The organism is Pseudomonas pisciculturae (genome assembly GCF_015461805.1).
Taxonomy (GTDB): Bacteria; Pseudomonadota; Gammaproteobacteria; order Pseudomonadales; family Pseudomonadaceae; genus Aquipseudomonas; species Aquipseudomonas pisciculturae.
In genome coordinates this window covers 259,377-278,163 of record NZ_JACVZE010000001.1, presented here as the reverse complement: position 1 = coordinate 278,163, position 18,787 = coordinate 259,377, and the positions used below count along the sequence as shown (strand labels likewise).

The following is an 18,787-nucleotide window of genomic DNA, read 5'->3' as shown; positions in this document are numbered from 1 at the left end:
GTTTCTACCTCAGTTTCAGGGTGGCAAGGCCAACCAGTACCAGAATCACGGTGATGATCCAGAAGCGCACGATCACGCGCGGCTCAGGCCAGCCCTTGAGTTCAAAGTGGTGGTGAATCGGCGCCATGCGAAACACGCGGCGCCCGGTCAATTTGAAGGAGGCCACCTGGATGACCACCGACAGGGTTTCCATCACGAACACACCGCCCATGATGAACAGCACGATTTCCTGGCGCACGATCACGGCGATGGTGCCCAGGGCAGCGCCCAGCGCCAGTGCGCCGACGTCGCCCATGAAGACTTGCGCCGGGTAGGTGTTGAACCACAGGAAGCCCAGGCCGGCACCGATCAGCGCGCCGCAGAACACAATCAACTCGCCCGCGCCCGGTACGTAAGGGATCAGCAGGTATTCAGCGAATTTCACGTTACCCGACAGGTAGCAGAAGATGCCGAGCGCACCGCCCACCATCACCGTCGGCATGATCGCCAGGCCGTCGAGGCCGTCAGTGAGGTTCACCGCGTTGCTGGAGCCGACGATCACGAAGTAGGTCAGCACCACGAAGCCCACGCCCAGTGGAATGCTCGCGTCCTTGAGCATCGGGATGATCAGGGTGGTTTCTACCGCGCTTGGCGCAGTCATGAACAGGAACACTGCAGCGCCGAGGCCGAACACCGACTGCCAGAAATACTTCCAGCGGCTTGGCAGGCCTTTCGAATTCTTCTCGATCACCTTGCGGTAGTCGTCCACCCAGCCGATGGCGCCGAACAACAGGGTCACCAGCAGCACCGTCCACACGTAGCGGTTGTGCAGGTCAGCCCACAGCAAGGTGCTGATGCCGATGGACGACAGGATCAGCGCGCCGCCCATGGTCGGGGTGCCGGATTTGGACAGGTGCGACTGCGGGCCGTCATTACGAACCGATTGACCAATTTGCAGGTTCTGCAGGGTGCGGATCATCCACGGCCCCAAGAACAGCGACAAAGACAGCGCGGTCAGCACACCCAGAATCCCGCGCAGGGTCAGGTACTGAAAGACCGCGAAGCCTTTGTGGAACTGTTGCAGATACTCAGCCAGCAGCAGCAGCATTAATGTTTCTCCGTACTTGAACCGCACAAGGCCGCGACGACGTTTTCCATCACCGCGCTGCGCGATCCCTTGATCAAAATGGTTGTGTGTTTGTCTTGTTCGGCCGCCGTCAGCGCCTGGATCAGCTCTGCCTGGGTGGCGAAATGTTGTGCGCCGGGGCCGAAGGCGTTGACGGCGTGGGCCATATTCGGGCCGACCGCATAGAGCGCGTCAGCTTTGCCGGTGGCGTAGGCGCCGACTTCACGGTGGGACTGTTCGGCCCAGTCACCCAGCTCGGCGATATCACCCAGCACCAGCACTTTGCGACCTGTGAAGCCTTTGAGCAGGTCAATGGCGGCACAGACCGAGGACTGGTTGGCGTTGTAAGTGTCGTCAATCACGCGCATGCCATTGGTAGCCAGCTGCGCCACGGTACGGCCCTTCACCGGCTGCACCGCGCCGAGGCCCGTGGCGGTACCGAACAGCGACAGGCCCAAGGCGTAGGCCGCAGCGGCAGCCGCCAAGGCATTGGCGACGTTATGGTTGCCCAGCAGGTTCAACTGCACATGCTCACTGCCTTGCGGGGTATGCAAGGTGAAGGACGGGCAACCACGGGCGTCAACGGTAATGTCGGACGCATGAAAATCAGCCGCTGCATTGAGCACGGCAAACGTCAGCACCTTGCGCCCGGCGGCACGTACACGCCAGGTCTCGAAGGCCTTGTCGTCAAGGTTCAGCACAGCAGTGCCCGATGCGTCGAGGCCTTCGAGGATTTCGCCCTTGGCTTCGACGATTTTTTCCGGGCCGCCAAATTCGCCGACATGGGCGGTACCGGCGTTATTGATGATCGCTACGTGGGGCTTGGTCAGCGCCACGGTGTAGGCGATTTCGCCGATGCGCGAGGCACCCAGCTCGATCACTGCCGCCGTGTGTTCCGGGGCCAGTTCGAGCAAGGTCAGCGGAGCGCCGAAATCATTGTTCAGGTTGCCACGGGTGGCGTGCACAGGGCCGCGCGTGCGCAGGATGCCGGCAAGCAGCTCCTTGACCGTGGTCTTGCCGCTGGAGCCGGTGATGGCTGCCACGGGCTTGTCGAAAGCAGCGCGGTTCAACGCACCCAACTGGCCCAGAGCCAATCTGGTATCGGCCACCAGCAATTGCGGCAAGGTGGAGTCCGGCACTTCGCGCTGTACCAGCGCGCCGACAGCACCTTTGGCGGCGACGTCGTTCAGGTAGTCGTGACCATCGAAGCGCGGGCCAGCCAGCGCAACAAACAGGTGCCCTGGCTTGATGTTGCGGCTGTCGATACTGACACCGTCGAAGCTGCAATCGCTCGACAGTACACGGGCCGACAGGGCCTGGGTCAGTTCGCTGAATTTCATCGCTTTAAGCATGGGCAACCTCCCAAGCGGTCAGGGCGTGATCGGCCTCGACCAAATCAGAGAAGGCATGGCGCTCGCCGTTGATTTCCTGGTAGTCCTCGTGGCCTTTGCCGGCCAACACCACCACGTCGTCAGCACTGGCGCTGGCGATCAGTTGGGCGATAGCAGCGCCGCGACCGGCAACAAACGTAGCCTTGGACGCGTCTTTGAAGCCTGCGCGGATGTCATCGAAAATCTGGCTCGGGTCTTCACTGCGTGGGTTGTCGTCTGTGACGAGCACGCCATCGGCCAGGCGCTCGACGATCTCGGCCATCAACGGGCGCTTGCCGCGATCACGATCACCGCCGCAGCCGAACAGGCACAACAACTTACCCTTGGCGTGAGGGCGCAGGGCTTCGAGGACTTTTTCCAGCGCGTCCGGCGTGTGGGCGTAATCGACCACTACCAGCGGCTGCGTGCCGCCACCCAGGCGCTGCATGCGACCGGCGGGGCCTTCGAGTTTGGGCAGCACGCGCAGGATTTCATCCAGGGCGTAATCCAGGCCCAGCAACGCGCCGACAGCGGCAAGCACGTTGCTCAGGTTGAAACGACCGAGCAAGGTGCTGCGCAAATGGTGCTCGCCCTGGGGCGTAACCAACGTGGCGCGAACGCCCTCGTCATTGAATTGGGCTTCGCGGCAATACAGGTAAGCGCTGGAGTCCGTGAGGCTGTAGCTGATCAGGCGCGACTCGCCGTCTTCGGCAGCCAATTGGCGGCCAAATTCGTCGTCCAGGTTCACCACCCGGCACTTGAGGTCATTCCAGGAGAACAGCTTGGCCTTGGCGGCCGCGTAGGCCTCCATGGTGCCGTGGTAGTCCAGGTGATCGCGGGACAAGTTGGTCATCACAGCCACATCAAAGGCCAGCGCAGTGACACGACCCTGGTCCAGACCGTGGGACGACACTTCCATCGCAACCGCCTTGGCACCGGCTTTTTTCAGGTCGGCCAGGGTCGCTTGCACGGCAATCGGGTTCGGTGTGGTGTGCAGGCCGCTTTGCAGCGCGCCATAGAAGCCAGTGCCGAGGGTGCCGACAATGCCGCAGTGCTGGCCCAGCAGGTCAAGGGCTTGGGCGACCAGTTGCGTCACGCTGGTCTTGCCGTTGGTACCCGTGACGCCAACCAGATTGAGGTGGCGGCTCGGGTCGCCATAAAAGCGCCCGGCGATGTCCGACAACTGCTTGGCCAAACCTTTGACCGGAATCAGCGGCACGTCAGTGATCGGCAGCACGGTGGCGCCTTCCACTTCATAAGCCACTGCCGCAGCGCCGCGCTGCAAAGCGTCGGCGATATGCTCACGGCCATCGTACTTGCCGCCCGGTACCGCCAGGAACAAGTCACCGGCGCGCACATTACGGCTGTCCAGGCTCAATTCACGAATCAGCAGATCGCGGCCGGCGTGGGCAAAAATCTTGTTCAGGCTAAGAGACATCAGCCGCGCCCTCCATTGGCTTTTACAGCAGCGGCCGGTGGTCCGGCATTCGCTTGTTCAGTCGGCGGCAGGTTGTCCGGCGTGATGTTCATCAGGCGCAGGGTGCCGGACATCACTTTGCTGAACACCGGCGCCGATACCAGGCCACCGAAGTAGCCTGCTTTACTCGGTTCATCAATCACTACAACGATGGCGTAGCGCGGGTCGCTCATCGGGCCGAAACCGGCGAACAGCGAGCGGTAGGAGTTTTCGGCATAGCCCTTGGTGCCCACCGAGGTCTTACGGGCGGTACCGGACTTGCCAGCCACGTGATACGCCGGCACCTGGGCACGGAATACGCCGCGTGGCGCTTCGATCACTTGTTGCAGCATGCCTTGCATGGTCTTGGCGACGGTTTCCGGGATCACCTGGGTGGCTTTCGGCGCTTCGTCGACGTGGATCAAACTCAGCGGCACCATGCGGCCATTGTTGGCCAGTACGGAGAAGGCGTGGGCCAGTTGGATCGCCGTTACCGACAGGCCGTAGCCATAGGAAAGCGTGGCGGTCTCGGCTTTTTTCCAGTCGCGATAGTTCGGCAGGTTACCCACGCGCTCGCCAGGGAAGTCGAGGCCGGTGGGTTGGCCCAGGCCAATTTTCTGCGCCAGGTGGTAGATGGTTTCGCCGCCGATATCAAAGGCGACCTTACTCATGCCCACGTTACTGGAGTTGATCAGAATACCTGTCAAATCCAACACCGGACCTTCAGTGCGCGATACGTCACGAATGGTGTATTTACCCAACTGCAAAGTACCTGGGTACACCTCGACCTTGTCGCTGGGCTTCCAGCGCCCGGTCTCGAGGGCGGCACTCATGGAGATGGCTTTCATGGTCGAACCCGGCTCGAACACGTCGATCATCGCGCGGTTGCGCATCATCGCCGGTTGCAGGTTGCGACGGTTGTTGGGGTTGTAGGTCGGCTGGTTGACCATCGCCAGGATCTCGCCGGTCTTGACGTCCATGATCACCAGGCTGCCCGCCTTGGCGCCGTTCTCGATGATGGCGTTACGCAGCTCGCGGTTGGCCAGGTATTGCAGACGCAGGTCAATCGACAACGCCAAGGGCTTACCGGCCTTGGCGTTTTTGGTGACTTGGACATCCTTGATCAACCTGCCGCGCCGATCCTTGATGACTTGTCGTTTGCCGGGAACCCCGGCGAGCCATTCATCGTAGGCGAGCTCTACACCTTCGCGACCGTGGTCATCGATATCGGTGAAGCCGACCATATGGGCGGTGGTTTCACCGGCCGGGTAGAAACGACGAAATTCCTCGATGCCGTAGACACCGGGGACTTTAAGGTCGAGCACTTGCTGGCCTTGCTCGGGGGTAAGCCCGCGAACCAGGTAGATGAATTCTTTGTTGGCCTGGGCTTCGAGGCGCTCGGCCAGGGCCTTGGGGTCTTGGCCCAGTGCGGCGGCAAGTTGCGGCCACTTGTCCTTGGCCACCTGCAACTCCTTGGCGTTGGCCCACAGGGTCGTCACCGGGGTGCTGACAGCCAGCGGCTCGCCGTTGCGGTCAGTGATCAGGCCACGGTGCGCAGGAATCGGAATATGACGCAGGCTGCGGGCGTTACCCTCGCCGATCAGGAAGTCGCGATCGATCACTTGCAGGTCGACGATCCGCCAGGCGATCGCACCCACCATCAATGCCAGCAAGCCGAGCATCAGGCGGAAGCGCCAAGGGTAGAGTGCGCCTTCGAGTTTCATCATGGCGCCACCATGCGGACTTCAGCCGCGCCCGGAATGTGCATTTTCAGTTGCTCGGTGGCCAGCACTTCGATACGGCTGTGGGCCGTCCAGGTGCTTTGCTCCAGGATCAACCGGCCCCACTCCGCCTGCGCTTTATCGCGCACGCTCAACTCCCCGTACAGGGTGTTAAGCAGTTGGCGGTTGTAGTGCGCGCTGTAAGACACCGCAATCGCGGACACCAGCACGCCGACGTACAGCAGCATCATGAAGAAGCTGCCGCCCGGGAGGGGCTTGGCGAAAAGCTTGCTCACCGCAGCTTCTCCGCGACACGCATGACGGCGCTACGGGAGCGTGGGTTGGCCTTGAGTTCGGCTTCGGAAGCGAACTGCGCTTTGCCATGGATTTTGATTTTCGGCACAAAAGCTTCGAAACGCACCGGCAGGTTGCGCGGCAGGTTATCGGACTCACCCTTGACCAGACGACGCATGAACAATTTGACGATGCGGTCTTCGAGGGAGTGGAAGCTGATCACCACCAGGCGACCGCCCACTTCCAGTGCCTCAAGGGCGGCTTCGAGGCCGGCCTCCAGGTCACCCAATTCGTTGTTGACGTGAATGCGCAGACCCTGAAATGCACGGGTGGCGGGGTTCTTGCCTTTTTCCCATGCCGGGTTGGCAACCTTGAGCACTTCGGCCAGGTCGGCGGTGCGCTCGAACGGCTGGATTTCACGGCGCTCGACCACGGCGCGGGCCATGCGGCCAGCAAAGCGCTCTTCGCCGTATTCCTTGAATACGCGGGTGATTTCTTCGTGGGGAGCGGTGGCGATGAACTCGGCCGCGCTGATACCCCGAGTCGGGTCCATGCGCATGTCGAGCGGGCCGTCATTCATGAAACTGAAGCCACGCTCAGGGTCATCGAGCTGCGGCGAAGACACGCCCAGATCGAGCAAAACCCCGGCCACCTTGCCGGCCATGCCACGCTCGGCGACTTCGGCACCCAGCTCGGCAAAGCTACGCTGCACAACGACAAAGCGGCCGTCTTCGGCCGCTAGCGCTTGCCCGGTGGCAATCGCTTGGGGGTCTTTGTCAAACCCGAGCAATTTACCGTCGGACCCGAGCTGGCTGAGTATCAACCGGCTGTGCCCGCCCCTGCCGAAGGTGCCATCCAAATAGCAGCCATCCGCGCGTACGGCGAGAGCCTCAACGGCTTCGTCAAGCAGTACGGTGATGTGGTTAAAGCCGCTATCAATAGTCACAGGATCAAATCACGCAGTTCATCAGGCATAGCGCCCGGTTGTTGAATAGCAGCCAGGTCAGCTGCAGAAACAGCATCCCAGGCATCTTCGTCCCACAATTGGAACTTGTTCAGTTGGCCCACCAGCATTGCGCGCTTATCCAGCTTGGCGTACTCGCGCAAACGCGGCGGCACCAGGAAACGACCACTGCCATCGAGCTCGAGGTCGACGGCATTACCGATCAGCAAACGCTGCAACCGGCGGTTTTCTTCACGCAATGAAGGCAGAGCGCGCAACTTGGTTTCAATCAACTCCCACTCATCGAGGGGGTAAACACACAAACAAGGGTCAACGGCATCAATGGTGATGATCAACTGCCCGGAACTTCGCGAAATGAGCTCGTCACGATACCGGCTCGGCATAGCGAGACGGCCTTTTGCATCGAGACTGATAGCGTTAGCTCCGCGAAACACAGATGCGTTTCTCCAAATTTTAGCGTTTTACGTTCAAAAAACCCACTTTGTGCCACTTTCCGCCACTTGCGCACACTATAGGAATGCGCCTACCACACCGTCAAGGCGCGGATTCAAGGAAAAGCCTTACAGAACGGAGATTTAGGAGCGTAAACGGAGGAGAAACCAGAGTTTGGCGATGTTTCTGACCCAACAAGCACAGATAGCTCAAAGAGCTATAGGCGAAAGTTAAAGTGATTTATTAAGAGTAAGATTTTTTTGGTATTACGAAGATGCATCTGCCAATGATTCAGCAGGGAGGGATTCTTGCGTTACTACCGGTTTTCTGTTCGAGATTCGAACAGAAGAAAAAAGGTGGAGAGTCGATCTGTAAGCCGGGTTCTGTCTTGAACAGTCATTCGTCTACGATGGCCATCACTGGACACCTTTAGCAACCTACCCGGTCCCAGCGCGGGCCACGCCTTGGGACCCTATTTGGTCTTGCTCCAAGTGGGGTTTACCTAGCCACGAACTGTTGCCAGTCGTGCGGTGCGCTCTTACCGCACCTTTTCACCCTTACCGGCACCGAAGTGCTTAGGCGGTTATTTTCTGTGGCACTTTCCGTAGGCTCACGCCTCCCAGGCATTACCTGGCACTTCGCCCTATGGAGCCCGGACTTTCCTCCCCCCCCTAATTTTCATAGAGGGCAGCGACTGTCCAATCGACTCTCCGCCGCGCAGGTTAACGGCACGGCGGCCTCAGGACAAGTAATAAAAGTTCAGAATTGCCATCACGTTCAGACGAAATACAGGTTCATCCCCTGAACTATTCGGCTTTCTGTTTATCCAGCGCAACTTGGTACAACACGTTTTTACGCAGGCCAGTGATCTCCGCCGCAAGGGCCGCAGCGCGCTTGAGGGGCATTTCCTTGAGCAACAGATCCAGAATGCGCATCGCCTCGCTATTAACCGCATCTTCACTTTCCGGCGCAGTCCAGCCCGCCACGAGCACTACGCATTCGCCGCGCTGCTGATTGCTGTCGCCTTCGACAAAGGCGCGCAACTCTTCCAGGGGCAAGCCCTTGAGGGTTTCAAAGGTCTTGGTCAACTCACGGGCCAGCAGCGCCAGGCGCTCACCGCCGAACACCAGCTCCATGTCCTGCAAGCATTCAAGGATACGATGAGGCGCTTCGTAAAAGATCAGCGTGCGCGGCTCTTCCTTCAACGCCTGAAGGCGCGCGCGGCGCCCCACGGCCTTGGCCGGCAAAAAACCTTCGAAAATAAACCGGTCAGACGGCAAACCCGCCGCAGACAATGCAGCGATGAGCGCGCACGCGCCCGGAACAGGCACTACATTGATACCAGCGGCCCGCGCCTGACGTACCAAGTGATAACCCGGATCGGAAATCAACGGCGTGCCCGCATCGGAGATCAGCGCCACATCATCGCCGGCCAACAGGCGCACGATAAACCGGCTGCCTTCTTCGCGTTCGTTGTGTTCATGGCAGGCCGCTAATGGCGTGCTGATACCAAAATGCTGCATCAACCGCTGGGAGTGACGCGTATCTTCGGCCGCGATCAATTTGACCTCGCGCAACACCTTCAGCGCGCGAGCACTGATGTCGTCCAGGTTGCCAATGGGCGTCGCCACGACAAAAAGCGAGCCTGCAGTGGAATTCAAAGGACCTGGAGCAGTCAAAACGCACACCTCGATGGTTGGCAAAAGCCGCATTGTAACGCGTAGCAGCCTTGAAAATATGCCATCACGGCCGATGCCTTTTCAGCCGCCGATCGCCAATAGCCACAAATGCACGACCTAAATCGACGGTTTCACGCCAGTAACATCGCGCCTGGGCCAGTGCTTGGGTACAATTCCACGCTAATTTGATCGGTATCAGGAACACTTACATGATCGCTTGCCTGCGGCTGCTCTCCGCCCTCTGCCTTGCTGCCCTGTTGGCCGCTTGCGCCAGCTCGCCCTCGTCCAGCCTTGGCGACCTTCCACGGACCCCGGACGCCAGTATCGAGCAACTGCTCGAACAGGCCACTACCGCCAAGACGCCAGAAAAGGCCGCATTACTGCGCCTGAGTGCGGCAGACATGGCCTACAAGCAGAACAACCCTGGCCGCTCGTCGCAGATTCTTGCGCAAGTGCCAATGGATGCGCTCAAGCCAGCCGCGCAAGTCTTTGCCAACACCCTGGCCGCCGAACTGGCCATGGCGCGTAACCAGCCCAAGGCTGCCCTGACGGCACTGGATCACCCAAGCCTGCAAAGCCTGAAGGACCTGCCGGCTGACCAGCAGATCCGTACCGGCACCGTGCATGCTCGCGCCTATGAAGCTGATGGCCAGACGTTAGCCGCCGCTCGCGAACGTGTCGCAATGGCCCCGCTGCTGACTGGCGATGCCGCCGCCAGCAACCATGAAGCCATCTGGGCACTGATCGCAGCCCTGCCTGCCGACCAGCTGCAAGCCAGCGGCAACCCGACGCTCGATGGCTGGATTACCCTGGCTCAATCCGTAAAAGGTGCCGGCACGCTTGAGCAACAGCAAACGGCCATCGACACTTGGCGCGCCCAGAACCCGGGCCACCCGGCAGCCGTGCAACTGCCGTTGCCGCTGACCAAGCTCAAGGAGCTGGCCAGCCAGCCGCTGAACAAAATCGCCCTGCTGCTGCCACAGGACGGCCCGCTGGCCTCCGTCGGCAAAGCGCTGCGCGAAGGTTTCATGGCCGCGCACTACCAGGCTGAACAAGCCGGGCAGAAACCGCCAGTGATCGAGTTTTATGACAGCTCGCGCCTCAACTCCCTGGATGACTTCTATGCCAAGGCCCAGGCCGCTGGCGTGCAACTGGTGGTCGGCCCGCTGGAAAAACCACTGGTTAAACAGTTGAGCGCACGTGCGCAACTGCCAATCACCACGCTGGGGCTGAACTACAGCGAGACCGATCAAGGCCCGCCGCAGCTGTTCCAATTCGGCCTGGCGGCTGAAGATGAAGCTCGTGAAGTATCGCGCCGTGCCCGCGCCGACGGCCTGCACCGTGCCGCGGCGATGGTGCCGCGTGGTGAATGGGGCGAGCGCGTCTACAAAGCTTTCCGCCAGGATTGGGAAGCCAATGGCGGCACAGTGCTCGGCGTCGAGTACGTTGACCAGCCAGTTGCCCTGGCCCAGCAGATCGCCGACCTGTTCCAACTGCGCAAAAGCGAAGGTCGCGCCAAGAGCCTGCAAAGCACCGTGGGCACCGACGTAGCGGCACAGCCGTCGCGTCGCCAGGACATCGAGTTCATCTTCCTGGCGGTGACCCCACAACTGGCCCAGCAAATCAAGCCAACCCTGAACTTCCAATACGCTGGCGATGTGCCGGTGTACGCAACGTCCCACGTGTTCAGCGCCAGCGGTGACAAGAACCAGTACCTGGACATGACCAACGTGATGTTCTGCGAAACCCCTTGGCTGCTCAACACCACTGACCCGCTGCGTAACCAGGTTGCCGCGCAATGGCCGCAAGCCAATGGCAGCCTCGGCCGCCTGTATGCGATGGGTGTCGACGCCTATCGCCTGGCGCCGCGCCTAGGGCAACTCAAGGCACTGCCAGACACCCGCGTAGACGGCTTGTCGGGCAGCCTGGGCATCAGCGCCAACCAGCGCGTTGATCGCCAGATGCCTTGGGCCAAGTTTGTCGGCGGCGATATCCAGCGACTGCCAGACACCCCGCGCTGATGCCCGAGCTGTCCAGCGCACAAACCGGCAAGGACGCCGAACTTCAAGCCTTGAAGCACTTGCAACAACAGGGTCTGCGCCTGCTGGCGCAGAACTGGTTGTGTAAACGCGGCGAGCTTGATCTGGTCATGCTTGACGGCGATACAGTAGTATTCGTCGAAGTCCGCTACAGAAAACACGCACAATGGGGTGGCGCGCTCGCCAGTATTGACGGGCGCAAGCGTCAGAAGCTGATACTCGCGGCGCAGTTCTTTTTGCAAAAAGAGCATCGCTGGGCCGACGCCCCCTGCCGTTTCGACGTGGTTGCCATAGAAAGCACACCGTCTGGTCAGGCTGATCTGAACTGGCTGAAAAATGCCTTCGACAGCTGATTCGCCAGGCATCTTCACCACACACTTTTGCTCTTTGCTTTGCGGGCTGCACATTCCTGTGCCAAACAGCCGCGCTACTTAAGGTCACACAGATGGACATGCAATCCCGAATTCGCCAGCTTTTCCAGGCCAGCATCGACACCAAGCAACAGGCGATGGACGTACTTGCACCGCACATCGAGCAAGCCAGTCAGGTCATGGTCAATGCCTTGCTCAACGAAGGCAAAATGCTTTCGTGCGGCAACGGCGGTTCGGCCGGTGATGCGCAGCATTTCTCGTCCGAGCTGCTCAACCGCTTCGAGCGAGAGCGCCCGAGCCTGCCAGCCATCGCCCTGACTACCGACTCGTCGACGATCACCTCGATCGCCAACGACTACAGCTACAACGAAATCTTCTCCAAGCAGATCCGCGCCCTGGGCCAACCGGGCGATGTGCTGCTGGCGATTTCCACCAGCGGCAACTCGGCAAATATTATTCAAGCGATCCAGGCCGCACATGATCGCGAAATGATTGTCGTAGCATTGACCGGTCGCGATGGCGGCGGCATGGCGTCGCTGCTGTTGCCCGAAGACGTGGAGATTCGCGTTCCGGCCAATGTCACTGCACGTATTCAGGAAGTCCACCTGCTGGCGATCCACTGCCTGTGCGATCTGATCGACAGCCAATTGTTTGGGAGTGAAGAATGACCGTTAAACGTCTCAGCCTAGTGGCTATTGCGCTGTGCCTCGGCATCAGCGGTTGCAGCACGGCTATCACCGCGACACGTGACACCCCCATTCAGGACGATAAGGGCACCCGTACCTTCGGTAGCAAGATCGATGACTCGCTGATCGAGACAAAGGTTGAAGTCAACGTTGCCAAGGCCGCCACCGACTTGGGCAATGGTGCATCGCGCATCGTTGTTACCAGCTTCAACGGTGTAGTGCTGCTGGCCGGCCAGACACCGCGTGCAGACCTGAAGGCCCAAGCTGAACAAGCCGCCTCGGCGGTGCAACGGGTGAAGAAGGTCCACAACGAATTGCAGGTGATGGACCCGATCACCCTGCTGGCTATCAGCAATGACGCACTGCTGACCACCAAGATCAAGGCGCAGATGCTCACCGATAACGCGATCCCAGGCTCGCGTATCAAGGTGGTGACTGACAACGGGATCGTTTACCTGATGGGTTTGTTGACCCAGGCGGAAGCGACTCGTGCGGCCAATCTGGTGCAGGGTGTGTCGGGCGTACAGAAGATCGTGAAGGTGTTCGAATACATCGACTGATGTAGACGCAACAAAAAAAGGGCGCCGTGCATTGACTGCACGGCGCCCTTTTTTTGTGGCTGACGCTTATTGGTACTGCGAGTACGGGTTGCCTTGGAACTGGTTGTTTTGCTGTGGTGCTTGCGCGCCTGGCTGGCCGTATTGCTGGCCTGGGATCGGGCCGAGGTTCACTTCCACGCGACGGTTCTGGGCACGGCCGTTGACGTCGGCGTTACTGGCAATCGGGTTATCCGGGCCGGCACCGCGTGCGCTCAGGTTGGCAGCGCTTACGCCTTGGGAGGTCAGGTAGTTGGCCACGCTCTGGGCGCGACGCTGGGACAGGTCCATGTTCAGTTGGCGGGTACCGGTGCTGTCGGTGTAACCAACGATCTGGATGGTGTTCTGGTTGAACTGTTTGAGGGAGTTGGCCAGGTTGTTCAGCGGCTGGTAGAAACTGCTGGAGATGGCGTCCGAGTTGGTAGCGAAGGTGATATTGCCCGGCATGATCAGCTTGATCTGATCACCTTGGCGCTGCACTTCAACACCGGTGTTGGCCATGCTTTCGCGCAGTTTCTTTTCTTGCTGGTCGGCGTAGTAGCCGTAGCCTGCTGCGCCTGCACCGGCCACCACGGCGCCGATCAGCGCGCCCTTGCCACGGTTGTTATGGTCGATGGCCGCACCGGCCAAAGCACCGGCAATGGCTCCGAGGCCACCGTACTTGGCGGTCTTGCTCATGCCGCCAGACTCATTACTTGCCTGTCCCTGGCTGCTGCCGTCATAAGGATTTTGGTTAGCACAGCCGCTTAACAGGGCGACTACGGTGGCGACAACAAGCAGACGACGCGAAGTGAACATGAGGGAAGCTCCTACTTTTGCATTCTATGGTGCAAAGGACATTGGCAATGGACCTGTGCCGAGTTTGGAACGCGACCGGCGGTAAAAATTCCATCGCGGCGCCCCAAGCTGTAACAAAAGATTCGGCAGTTGGCCTGCTACAGAAACCGTAGCAGACACAGGCTGAACGTGACCTGCGTTTTTGCTGCAAACCTTGTAGGTTTTATAGCTCGTCACGCCCGCACAAACGGGTTCTCACGCATCTCATCGCCCAGTCGCGTATCCGGCCCGTGACCGGCTACCACGGTAGCGCCCTCATCCAGCGTGTAGAGCCGCTGCTTGATCGAACGTACGATGGTCGCCTGGTCGCCGCCCCACAGGTCCGTGCGCCCTACTCCGCGTCGAAACAGTGTATCGCCAGCAATCAGCAGCTTGGCATCGGCAAACCAGAAACTCATCGAGCCCGGTGTGTGCCCCGGCGTATGCAGCGCCACGCCACAACCGCAGGCCAGCTCCTCCTCATCTTCAAGCCAGCGATCCGGCGCAGGAACCGGGGTGTAGGGCACGCGAAACATCTGACACTGCATCTCAAGGTTGTCCCACAGGAACTGGTCCTCCTTGTGCAGGTGCAACGTGGCACCGGTCTTCTCCTTCAACTGCCCGGATGCCAGGAAGTGATCGAGGTGAGCATGGGTATGGATGATGCTCACCACCTTGAGGCCCAAGGCGTCGAGCCGCGCCAGGATCAGCTCGTGGTTGCCGCCAGGGTCGACCACGATGGCTTTTTTGGTGATGGGGTCGCCGATGATGGTGCAGTTACACTGCAGGGGGCCGACGGGAAAGGTTTCGCGGATGAGCGTCGGCTTGGCGGTTTCCATTAAGGGGCCTCTCGTGCAAGTGAAATGTCGCTTTCAGGCGTATATCGCCAGCGTAATTGCACTATTAAAACAGACTGAGGCTGCTTCGCCGCGTAACGCGTGCATACACGCTCGCCACCGACTGCCACTCCTTAACCAATCAACCGTAACTCCTGCGCCCGTGCCACCGCTTGCGTACGCCGCTCTACCCCAAGCTTGCTATTGATATGACTGGCATGGGTCTTGACCGTATGCAGGGATATGAACAACTGGTTGCTGATCTCTTGGTTGGAACACCCTTGGGCGATCAATTGCAGCACCGCCAGTTCACGAGTGCTCAGGGCCTCGTGGGTCGATGCAACATCGGCCACCACGACCGCCGGCAACAGCGCCAGCAAGCTCTGGCTCAGCAGGCCGTGTGGATCTTTGCCAAGCTGCTGGCGCATCCAGTCCGGATGGTTTTCCAGTAGGCGCTCGAACGGTTGCAACGCGCCACCAGCGCCTGCCTCAAGCGCTCGAACCATGACCGCACGCGCCTTGGTCTCCTGACCACTGCCCAACAGCAGTTGCGCCTGCTGGGTCAGGGCCATCAGGGCGATCATCTGGCGCCCGTTGTCATGGGCCTGTTGCGCCAGCGCTTCCAAGCGTTGCAGTGCAGCGCCAGGTTGATGCAGCGTGGCATCCAGCGCTGCCTGCTGCAGGCCGATATGCTGGGGCAAATGCGGATGAAACTCCGGTGCGGCAGCGGCGTGTTCACCGTTATAGGTTTGACCCAGGCGACTCAACCAGGCGTCGGCCAGGTCGGTGCGGCCCTGGGCCAACCACAGTTCACATTTGATCAGGGTAATCATCGCCAGGTAGTAGATCGGCGGCACGTCCCAGATATGCATCAGCCGCTCGGCCTCGGCCAGTTCGGCGAAGGCCTTGGCGAAGTCATTGCGCCGGCCTTCGAAGTTGGCGATCACGCAATGCCCGATCAGCACGCTGATGTCGCGGCAGGCGCGGGCTTCGGTCAGGCCGGCGCGCAAACGCGCGAGGCCGGCTTCGGGTTGGCAACGCACCAGCAACAGGAAACCTTCATACAGTGACAACCGCGCACGCACGGCGTACAGCCGCTGTGGTGCCAGACCATGCAGGCGTTGCAAGCCCTGGCGCACTTCGTCGAGCGCACGCAGGATTTCGCCACGCGCTTGCAGTACCCGCGCGCGATCGTAATGGGCCAGCGCCTCGAACAACGGGTTGCCGACACGCTGCGCCAGCTCCAGAGACTCGCGGTTAAGGCCACGGGCGCGCCATAGATCGGCGTCGACAATGGCCAGGTTTGAGAGCGTCGACAAGCACATCAAGCGCTGGCCATAACGTCGTTGCGGCAGGCTTTCCAGGGCTTCGCTGCAATAGCGCTGGGTCAGTTCGCGATCACCCCGGCCCCTGGCGATGATTCCGCTCAGCGCCAACCATTGGGCCAGCATCGATTTCTGCGCAGTCGCCGAGGGTGCCGGCAGAAAGCGACTGAGGTAGCCGGACAATTCTTCCGCCGCATCCAACTGGCAGGCCAAGCCCAACGCCCAGCTGTAGAGCACGATCAGCCGCGGTGTGCTGATCAGCAGGCTGTCGGGCAGGTCCATTTTCCAGCGCAGCAGCATGCCCACATTCTGCTCGGCCAGCAGTTGTTCCTCGGACAGGTTCTGCACCAGGTTGGCCGCCACATCCAGATGGCCAGCGCGCAGCGCCTGTTCCACCGCCTCGTCAATCAACCCCTGGGCGTTGAACCAGCGGCACGCCCGCAGGTGCAGGCTGGCGGCCGGCAGCACATTGCTGCTGGCGCGTCGGGTGCGCAGCAAGTCGGAAAACAGATGGTGATAACGGTACCAGTGCCCCTGCTCGTCCAGCGGCACGAGGAACACTTGGTGAGCTTGCAGATAGCGCAGTATTTCGGCGCTGTCGTGGGCTTCGCGCACGCCATCACACAATTCGCTGCAAAAGCGCTCCAGTGGCGCGGTATCGAACAGGAATGCCTGTACTTCGATCGGCAGGCAGTCGATCACTTCTTCGAGCAGGTAATCACGTATGAGCCCTTCACCGCCGTGCAGGCTTTGAGGTAAGGCCTCTTCATCACCCGCTTCGGAAGCGGCCAGCAACCAGAAGCGCAGGCCCGCCACCCAGCCTTCGCTGCGACGGATCAGGTTATCAAGGGCTTCGCCGCGCAGTGAGTTGCTGTGACGATCCAGCACCGCCAGGGATTCATCATGGGTCATGCGCAGGTCTTGCTCGTGCAGCTCAAGCAGGTGCCGTGACAGTCGCAGCCGCGCCAGATGCCAGTCCGGACGCTGGCGGCTGGTGACCAGCAGCACCAGGCCATCGGGTAGATGATTGAGGAAGAATTGCAGGCAACGGTCCAGTACCGGGCCTTGGGCCAGGTGGTAGTCATCCAGCACCAGCAACAGCGGCGCGCCGATGGACAGGTGCACGGCCAGCTCATCGAGCAGGCCATCGAGCCATTCTTCAAACGCAAAGGGTTGGTGACGCTGACGCATTTTCAGCAGGCCCAACGATTGGGCGCCGAGTTGCGGGAAGTATTGCTGCAAGCCATCGAGCAGGCGTTCGAGGAAGCGTCCGGGGTCGTTGTCCCGCGAGCTCAGGCCCAGCCACAGGCTTTGCCAATGCGCCGGCAAGCTCTGGCAAAACTCCACCGCCAACGAACTCTTGCCAAACCCGGCCGGCGCGCTGACCAGCAGCAAACGCCCTTCCAGACCGGCACTCAGCCGCTCGCACAGCCGCGGTCGCGGCACGTAGCCGTCGGGCAGCGGCGGCCTGTAGAAGCGACCTTCCAGGGTCGGGATTACCGCACTGGCAGGCCCTTGAATTCGGGACAGATCAGTCATCGCCGGGCTCTTGTAGAAGGCTGTGGTCGGCATTGCAGATGTCCGCAGACTAGCGTTAAAAGCAGCAGGTTTGTAGATCTTTGCAACAAATGACTGAAAAAGAACTAAGACAAAAAATATCTTCAAATAAAAAAGCCCCGAACCAGTCGGGGCTTAGCTTACGAGGATGCGGCCTCGGTCAGCAGCTGTTAGCGAACGCCATCCTGGCGCAACGCCGCCGGGGTGAAGTCGCTGGTGGTGGCGGTGAAGCCAAAGTCATACGCCTGCTTCTCTTCGTTCTTCATACCCAGAGCCAGATAGCGGCCGGACTGCAAGTCGTAGAGGGTTTCGAGGGCGTACCACGGCACTTGTTTGTCGTAGTAGTTCTCGGCATGGGCTTCGGCGACGCGCCACAGTTGGCCACGACCGTCGTAGTGGTCGATCACCGCGGCTTGCCAGGTGTCTTCATCAATGAAGAAGTCACGCTTGGCGTAGATGTGACGCTGGCCTTCTTTCAAGGTGGCGACCACGTGCCAGACACGGCGAAGCTCGTAGCGGGTCAGGTCCTGGTTGATGTGGCCGGCCTTGATGATGTCGGCGTACTTGAGCTTGGGATCGTCGATCTTGTAGCTGTTGGAGGCGATGTAGATTTCTTTCTTGCCTTCGAGCTTCCAGTCGTAGCGATCCGGTGCGCCGTTGTACATGTCGAGGTTGTCGGAGGTACGCAGGCCGTCGGCGGCAGTACCCGGGCCGTCATAGGACACTTGCGGCGCCCGGCGCACACGGCGCTGGCCGGCGTTGTAGACCCACGCCGAACGCGGCTCCTTCACTTGGTCCAGGGTTTCGTGCACCAGCAGCACACCACCGGCCAGACGGGCTGGCGCGGTGACTTGCTGCTTGAAGTAGAACAGCACGTTGCCCGGGTTTTTCGGGTCGAAGTCCTTCATCTTGTCGCGGAACACGAACTGGTCTTTGAAGTACACCAAGCTGTAGGAACCGTTGGTTTGCGGCGTGGCCTGGGTTACCAGACGTGTCACGCTGCCGCCGCGATAGCGGGTGATGTGGTTCCAGATCACTTCCACGCCACTTTTGGGAATCGGAAACGGCACGGCGGTTTCAAAGTTTTCCAGGCCGTTGCCGCCAGACACCAGGTTGGTGGTGGTGGCGTTCTTCTTGATGGCTGCGAACACATCCGCCGGCACCGTGGCGCCGCGATGGGTCGGGTAGACCGGCATCTTGAAGGACTCAGGGTAACGCTTGAACATCGCGTACTGCCCCGGCGCAAGCTTGTCTTTGTACTGCTCAACGTTGGCGGCAGTAATGGTGAACTGCGGTTGTTCGCTGGCGTATGGGTTAGCGAGGAACCCACGGGCATCGACGGCGCCAGCGTTGGTTGGCAGCGGCGACCATTTTGGAATGGTGCCGGCTGCGTTACCGGCCATTTCGGCGCCCATCGGGGTCAGGCTCGTGCCCAGCTTGGCAGCTTCATCGGCCGACACTGCCGCCATGACGTTGCTCGCCAGGATCGACAACCCAAGCACACCCACCTGCAACAGATTTTTACTTATTTTCATGTTCT

16 protein-coding genes and 1 other RNA gene are annotated in these 18,787 nt (G+C 60.4%); 4 read left to right on the top strand and 13 right to left on the bottom strand.

The window, feature by feature from the left end; translation table 11 throughout:
* Nucleotides 1-4: 4 nt before the first annotated feature.
* The 9 genes from mraY to rsmI all read right to left on the bottom strand — a co-directional run bounded on the left by mraY (nucleotide 5) and on the right by rsmI (nucleotide 9,054).
* Nucleotides 5-1,087 carry a phospho-N-acetylmuramoyl-pentapeptide-transferase gene (gene mraY / locus ICY20_RS01350; RefSeq protein WP_135287471.1) on the bottom strand — a complete coding sequence of 361 codons (1,083 nt, stop codon included), beginning with the start codon at nucleotides 1,085-1,087 and terminating at the stop codon, nucleotides 5-7.
* Nucleotides 1,087-2,457: a UDP-N-acetylmuramoyl-tripeptide--D-alanyl-D-alanine ligase gene (locus tag ICY20_RS01345; RefSeq protein WP_194936777.1), complete on the bottom strand. Its 1,371-nt coding sequence runs from the start codon at nucleotides 2,455-2,457 to the stop codon at nucleotides 1,087-1,089. Before ICY20_RS01345 ends, mraY begins: the two co-directional genes overlap by 1 nt.
* Nucleotides 2,450-3,913, bottom strand: a complete 1,464-nt coding sequence (locus ICY20_RS01340) for a UDP-N-acetylmuramoyl-L-alanyl-D-glutamate--2,6-diaminopimelate ligase (protein ID WP_194936776.1) — start codon at nucleotides 3,911-3,913, stop codon at nucleotides 2,450-2,452. The genes ICY20_RS01345 and ICY20_RS01340 overlap by 8 nt, the downstream gene beginning before the upstream one ends.
* Nucleotides 3,913-5,655 (bottom strand): peptidoglycan D,D-transpeptidase FtsI family protein, encoded by a 1,743-nt coding sequence (locus tag ICY20_RS01335; RefSeq protein ID WP_194937091.1) that lies wholly within the window; start codon nucleotides 5,653-5,655, stop codon nucleotides 3,913-3,915. Before ICY20_RS01335 ends, ICY20_RS01340 begins: the two co-directional genes overlap by 1 nt.
* Nucleotides 5,655-5,948 (bottom strand): cell division protein FtsL, encoded by a 294-nt coding sequence (gene ftsL / locus ICY20_RS01330; RefSeq protein WP_017738702.1) that lies wholly within the window; start codon nucleotides 5,946-5,948, stop codon nucleotides 5,655-5,657. The genes ICY20_RS01335 and ftsL overlap by 1 nt, the downstream gene beginning before the upstream one ends.
* Nucleotides 5,945-6,892, bottom strand: a complete 948-nt coding sequence (gene rsmH, locus ICY20_RS01325; RefSeq protein ID WP_016974952.1) for a 16S rRNA (cytosine(1402)-N(4))-methyltransferase RsmH — start codon at nucleotides 6,890-6,892, stop codon at nucleotides 5,945-5,947. The genes ftsL and rsmH overlap by 4 nt, the downstream gene beginning before the upstream one ends.
* Nucleotides 6,889-7,344 (bottom strand): division/cell wall cluster transcriptional repressor MraZ, encoded by a 456-nt coding sequence (mraZ, locus tag ICY20_RS01320; protein ID WP_003171868.1) that lies wholly within the window; start codon nucleotides 7,342-7,344, stop codon nucleotides 6,889-6,891. Before mraZ ends, rsmH begins: the two co-directional genes overlap by 4 nt.
* Before the next feature lie 354 nt (nucleotides 7,345-7,698).
* Nucleotides 7,699-8,052: RNase P RNA component class A (gene rnpB / locus ICY20_RS01315), an RNA gene on the bottom strand.
* Between the two features lie 96 nt (nucleotides 8,053-8,148).
* A complete protein-coding gene (gene rsmI / locus ICY20_RS01310) occupies nucleotides 8,149-9,054 on the bottom strand; it encodes a 16S rRNA (cytidine(1402)-2'-O)-methyltransferase (protein WP_194936775.1) in 906 nt (301 codons plus the stop codon).
* Nucleotides 9,055-9,230: 176 nt separating this feature from the next.
* On the opposite strand from rsmI, the gene ICY20_RS01305 reads away from it, so the two are divergent.
* The 4 genes from ICY20_RS01305 (at nucleotide 9,231) to ICY20_RS01290 (ending at nucleotide 12,677) form a co-directional block, all read left to right on the top strand.
* Nucleotides 9,231-11,042 (top strand): penicillin-binding protein activator, encoded by a 1,812-nt coding sequence (locus ICY20_RS01305; protein WP_194936774.1) that lies wholly within the window; start codon nucleotides 9,231-9,233, stop codon nucleotides 11,040-11,042.
* Nucleotides 11,042-11,413 carry a YraN family protein gene (locus tag ICY20_RS01300; RefSeq protein ID WP_159962617.1) on the top strand — a complete coding sequence of 124 codons (372 nt, stop codon included), beginning with the start codon at nucleotides 11,042-11,044 and terminating at the stop codon, nucleotides 11,411-11,413. The genes ICY20_RS01305 and ICY20_RS01300 overlap by 1 nt, the downstream gene beginning before the upstream one ends.
* A 92-nt stretch (nucleotides 11,414-11,505) precedes the next feature.
* Complete coding sequence (locus ICY20_RS01295) at nucleotides 11,506-12,099, top strand: phosphoheptose isomerase (protein ID WP_007904374.1); 594 nt, start codon at nucleotides 11,506-11,508, stop codon at nucleotides 12,097-12,099.
* Entirely contained in the window at nucleotides 12,096-12,677 is a 582-nt protein-coding gene (locus ICY20_RS01290) for a BON domain-containing protein (protein WP_159962618.1), read from the top strand. Before ICY20_RS01295 ends, ICY20_RS01290 begins: the two co-directional genes overlap by 4 nt.
* A gap of 66 nt (nucleotides 12,678-12,743) precedes the next feature.
* On the opposite strand, the gene ICY20_RS01285 is transcribed toward ICY20_RS01290, so the two are convergent.
* From ICY20_RS01285 to ICY20_RS01270, 4 genes are all read right to left on the bottom strand, one after another.
* On the bottom strand, nucleotides 12,744-13,511 hold the full coding sequence (locus ICY20_RS01285; RefSeq protein ID WP_159962619.1) for an OmpA family protein: 768 nt from the start codon (nucleotides 13,509-13,511) through the stop codon (nucleotides 12,744-12,746).
* 212 nt (nucleotides 13,512-13,723) lie between these two features.
* Nucleotides 13,724-14,368, bottom strand: a complete 645-nt coding sequence (locus tag ICY20_RS01280; protein WP_159962620.1) for an MBL fold metallo-hydrolase — start codon at nucleotides 14,366-14,368, stop codon at nucleotides 13,724-13,726.
* Nucleotides 14,369-14,499: 131 nt separating this feature from the next.
* Entirely contained in the window at nucleotides 14,500-17,229 is a 2,730-nt protein-coding gene (locus ICY20_RS01275) for a LuxR C-terminal-related transcriptional regulator (RefSeq protein WP_194936773.1), read from the bottom strand.
* 188 nt (nucleotides 17,230-17,417) lie between these two features.
* Nucleotides 17,418-18,782 (bottom strand): DUF1329 domain-containing protein, encoded by a 1,365-nt coding sequence (locus ICY20_RS01270; RefSeq protein WP_159962621.1) that lies wholly within the window; start codon nucleotides 18,780-18,782, stop codon nucleotides 17,418-17,420.
* Nucleotides 18,783-18,787: the final 5 nt, after the last annotated feature.